4 protein-coding genes and 1 pseudogene are annotated in these 3,729 nt (G+C 53.0%); 4 read left to right on the top strand and 1 reads right to left on the bottom strand.

Translation table 11 applies throughout. The features are described from left to right. The 4 genes and pseudogenes from JU82_RS06550 to mog all read left to right on the top strand — a co-directional run. A pseudogene (locus JU82_RS06550) lies at nt 1–575 on the top strand (tRNA (N(6)-L-threonylcarbamoyladenosine(37)-C(2))-methylthiotransferase MtaB); the annotation flags it as partial. 10 nt (nt 576–585) lie between these two features. Continuing rightward, nucleotides 586–2,220 carry an AAA family ATPase gene (locus tag JU82_RS06545; RefSeq protein ID WP_294892388.1) on the top strand — a complete coding sequence of 545 codons (1,635 nt, stop codon included), beginning with the start codon at nt 586–588 and terminating at the stop codon, nt 2,218–2,220. Continuing rightward, nucleotides 2,207–2,728, top strand: a complete 522-nt coding sequence (gene bioV, locus JU82_RS06540; RefSeq protein WP_037948364.1) for a pimelyl-ACP methyl ester esterase BioV — start codon at nt 2,207–2,209, stop codon at nt 2,726–2,728. Before JU82_RS06545 ends, bioV begins: the two co-directional genes overlap by 14 nt. Next, the gene (mog, locus tag JU82_RS06535; RefSeq protein WP_037948361.1) at nt 2,725–3,252 is read left to right on the top strand and encodes a molybdopterin adenylyltransferase; all 528 of its coding nucleotides are present in this window, start codon (nt 2,725–2,727) and stop codon (nt 3,250–3,252) included. Before bioV ends, mog begins: the two co-directional genes overlap by 4 nt. Before the next feature lie 16 nt (nt 3,253–3,268). Here the strand turns inward: mog and JU82_RS06530 are convergent, their stop codons facing one another. After that, nucleotides 3,269–3,577, bottom strand: coding sequence for a DUF167 family protein (locus JU82_RS06530; protein ID WP_294892386.1), 309 nt, complete (start codon nt 3,575–3,577; stop codon nt 3,269–3,271). Nucleotides 3,578–3,729 lie beyond the last annotated feature (152 nt).

Here is a 3,729-nt window from a genome sequence, read left to right as displayed (position 1 = left end):
TCCAGATCAACGAATCGTTTCGCGAGATACTGAACGAGCCGTGGCTGGAGCGCCACCTGCACATTGCGATACAACACAGTTCGGATGCGATGCTGCGGCTGATGAACCGCCGCAACCGGATCGGCAGCGATATCGAGCTTTTCTCGATGCTGCATGACAAAGGGTTTGCGCTCGGAACCGATTTTATCGTCGGCCATCCGGGAGAAAGCGATGCGATCTGGAGCGAAGCGATGGAAAATGTGCGCCGTTTGCATCTGACGCACATCCATCCTTTTACCTATTCCAAACGCGACGGAACACCGAGTGCCGTGATGAAACCCGAAGTCAACGGAACCGTTGCCGGCAAGCGGATGAGTGAATTGAGCGCTCTTATCGAGGCTAACAACCGTGCTTTTCGTGCGCAGGTAAACTCGCCGTTGGAGGTACTCGTTGAAAGCGGCGAAAACGGACGATACAGCGGATACGATCAGTATTTCAACAAAGTTGTGATCGAATCGGCAGAAGATCTCTGCGGCGACTGGATCACACTCGAACATTACGAGGTAGACGATGACTATAACCTGGCCAAACACTAACCGAAATCAGATGATTCTCCTTATTTCAGGGGGAATTATCCTGTTATTGCTGTTGTATGCTCTGTTACGCGACGGTGCCGACACCGTTACGCTCGAAGAAGCAAGCCGGCTGATCGAAGGGCAGCAAATCGAAAAAGCCTATAGCGATGATGGTTATACCTATTTTGCCACCAAAGAAGACGGCGTCGTCAAGATCGCCTCGTCTCAGCTTCCCGCCGATCTTACATCGCATTTGGTCATTGAACCCAAAGGGGGAAGCGGCTGGGGCTGGTTTCTCTTTTTCGTTGCGCTGATCGGCGGAGCGGGATATTGGGCTTGGAGAAACCGGCTCGGATTCGAGGACGAGGAATTGCCTGTCGAAACGGTGCGTCATGCCGGTGCGGCGGCAGAGCAGAGCGAACCGGTTTCCTCGACGATTGCTCCGGTTAAATCGACGGTCCGTTTCAGCGATATCGGTGGGATCGGTGACGTCAAAGAGGAACTTGAGGAGATTATCGATTTTCTGCGTAATCCAAAGCGTTATTACAGTTTCGGCGCCCGTATGCCGCGGGGTGTCTTGCTTGTAGGGCCTCCCGGGGTAGGAAAAACGATGATCGCCAAAGCGGTCGCCGCCGAGGCAGACGTACCGTTTTTCTACCAAAGCGGCGCGTCGTTCGTTCAGATTTATGTCGGAATGGGGGCAAAGCGGGTCAGCGAGCTTTTCTCCGCCGCCAAGAAAAACGCTCCGGCGATCATCTTCATCGACGAAATCGATGCGGTCGGCAAAAAACGGGGCGGAGAACGCAACGACGAGCGTGAAGGGACGCTGAACCAGCTGTTGACCGAGATGGACGGATTCGAAGACACCAGCGGTATCGTCGTGATCGCCGCGACCAATAATATCGACGTGATGGATGCCGCACTGTTACGCGCAGGACGGTTTGACCGTCGCGTTTTTGTCGAACTGCCTACGGCAACCGAACGCGAAGCGATATTGAACAAATACCTTCGTCATATTCCGCATGAGCTTTCCGTCGCCGATGTGGCAAAAATGACGGTCGGGTTCAACGGCGCTTCTCTCGCGGCGCTGGTGAACGAAGCGGCTTTGTTATGTCTGCGCCAAAAAGAGATTCAGGTACGCCTTGAACACTTTCTTGCCGTCAAAGACAAGGTGATGTTCGGGAAAAAGAAAATCGCCATGCTCAGCGACGAACAGCGCCGTTATCAGGCGCGTTATCAGGCGGGGAAAGTCTTTGCCGCGACGTGGTTCGACCTCCCTTACGAGAAAATATCGCTCAGCAACGACACAATCACGCCGCCGACGGCCGAGCCGCTTCTCAAACACGAGATCGAAGCGCACGTGCGGGTTCACCTCGCGGGAATAGCCGCTTCGAATCTCCGTTTCGGCGAACACGCGAGCAATGCGTCGCACGACGTTCGGGCGGCGGAAGAGCTTGTTCATGCAATGGTCTATGAATACGGGATGGGAAGTTCGATCCTCCCCGGTACGGAAGACGAATCAAAACTGACCGAACGCCTGTATCAGGAGATATTGACGTTGTTGGAACGGCACGAAAAAATCGTCGCCAAATTCGAAGCGATCCTCGAAGAATACGAGCAGATTTCCAAATCGCTGGCCAAAGCGACGATGAATGAGATTCTTTAGCGGTTTTTCCCTCCAAGGGGATCGGCACTTTTTCGAGCCGTATCTGAAAAAAAGCGATTATACCGTCGCGGGATTCAGCTACGGAGCGATCAAGGCGGCCCATTTTGCGGCCGAATCGACGGATCGGATCGATACGCTGCAGCTCTTTTCCCCCGCATTTTTCCAGACCAAAAAAGAGTCGTTTAAACGCCTTCAGATGGGGGGCTATCTCAAAGATCCGGACGGTTATCTGGAGGCATTTTTAGCCAACTGCTTCGCGCCGTGTCCGATGCAGGCGGTAGAAGAGGGCGAACACAATGCGGACGCTCTTCACGAACTCCTTTATTTTGAATGGGACGGAATGTTGATGGAACGTATCCGCTCCAAAGGAACCCGCATCGAAGTGTATCTGGGACTCGAAGACCGGATTATCGACGTGGTGGGAGCACGCGAATTTTTCATCCCGTATGCGACGGTGACGTCGATCAAAAGAGCCAACCATTTTTTACAGGAGTGTACCCAACAATGACTATCCGCATTGGAGTTATTACCGCATCGGACCGCGCAAGCGCAGGGATTTACGAAGATATTTCGGGAATGGCGATTCAGGAGACGATGAAAGACTATCTCAAATCAAAACACGAAATCGTGTACCGCTGTATCCCTGATGACCAGCATACGATCGAAGAGACGATGAGAGAGCTGTGCGACGAGCAGGGGTGCTGCCTCGTCGTCACGACCGGGGGAACAGGGCCTGCGCGCCGCGACGTGACACCAGAAGCGACGGAGAACGTCTGCGAGAAGATGATGCCCGGATTCGGCGAGCTGATGCGTCAGGTGAGCCTCAAATACGTCCCGACGGCGATTCTTTCGCGCCAGAGCGCGGGAATCCGCGGTAAAAGCCTTATCATCAATCTCCCCGGCAAGCCCAAATCGATTCGTGAGTGTCTGGACGCGGTATTTCCCGCCGTGCCATACTGCATCGATTTGATCGAGGGGCCGTATCTAGAGTGCAACGAAGAGGTGATCAAGGCGTTCCGGCCGAAGCAGTAACGCTTAACGAAGGTCGTTACGACGGAAACTCTATCGATGAGGGAAGCTCTTTTGGGGCTTTGATCCGAAGCTGTTTGTTGACGTTCATCCGTCCGTACACCACCTCGAAATCCGAGGGGGAGACACCGAACTCTTTTGCCAGAAAACGGACCATATGATCGGTTGCTTTCCCCGCTACGGGCGCGGCGGTGACGCTTACTTTGAGTTGGTTGCCTTTGACTTTTCCTATCGCGTCGCGCTTGGCGCTGGGGGTACCTAAAATGTTGAGCACCAAAATATCCCCTTCCCACTGATAAAACGTATTGGCGAGAGTTTTGGCTTTCACAAATGGACCTTTCTACGATAAAAAACTAAATGACATTTTATCATATTGACTTTTCGAGGGTAATGAGTACAATATTTAGCATACAGCAAACCGTGAGGAGAGACAACAATGGATCCATTTATGCTCGAAGCCATCCGCGAAGCGGAAAAAGG

Source organism: Sulfuricurvum sp. MLSB, assembly GCF_000747095.1.
Taxonomy (GTDB): domain Bacteria; phylum Campylobacterota; class Campylobacteria; order Campylobacterales; family Sulfurimonadaceae; genus Sulfuricurvum.
Note: the sequence above shows the minus strand (reverse complement) of the source record. Positions and strands in the feature narration are given on the sequence as shown.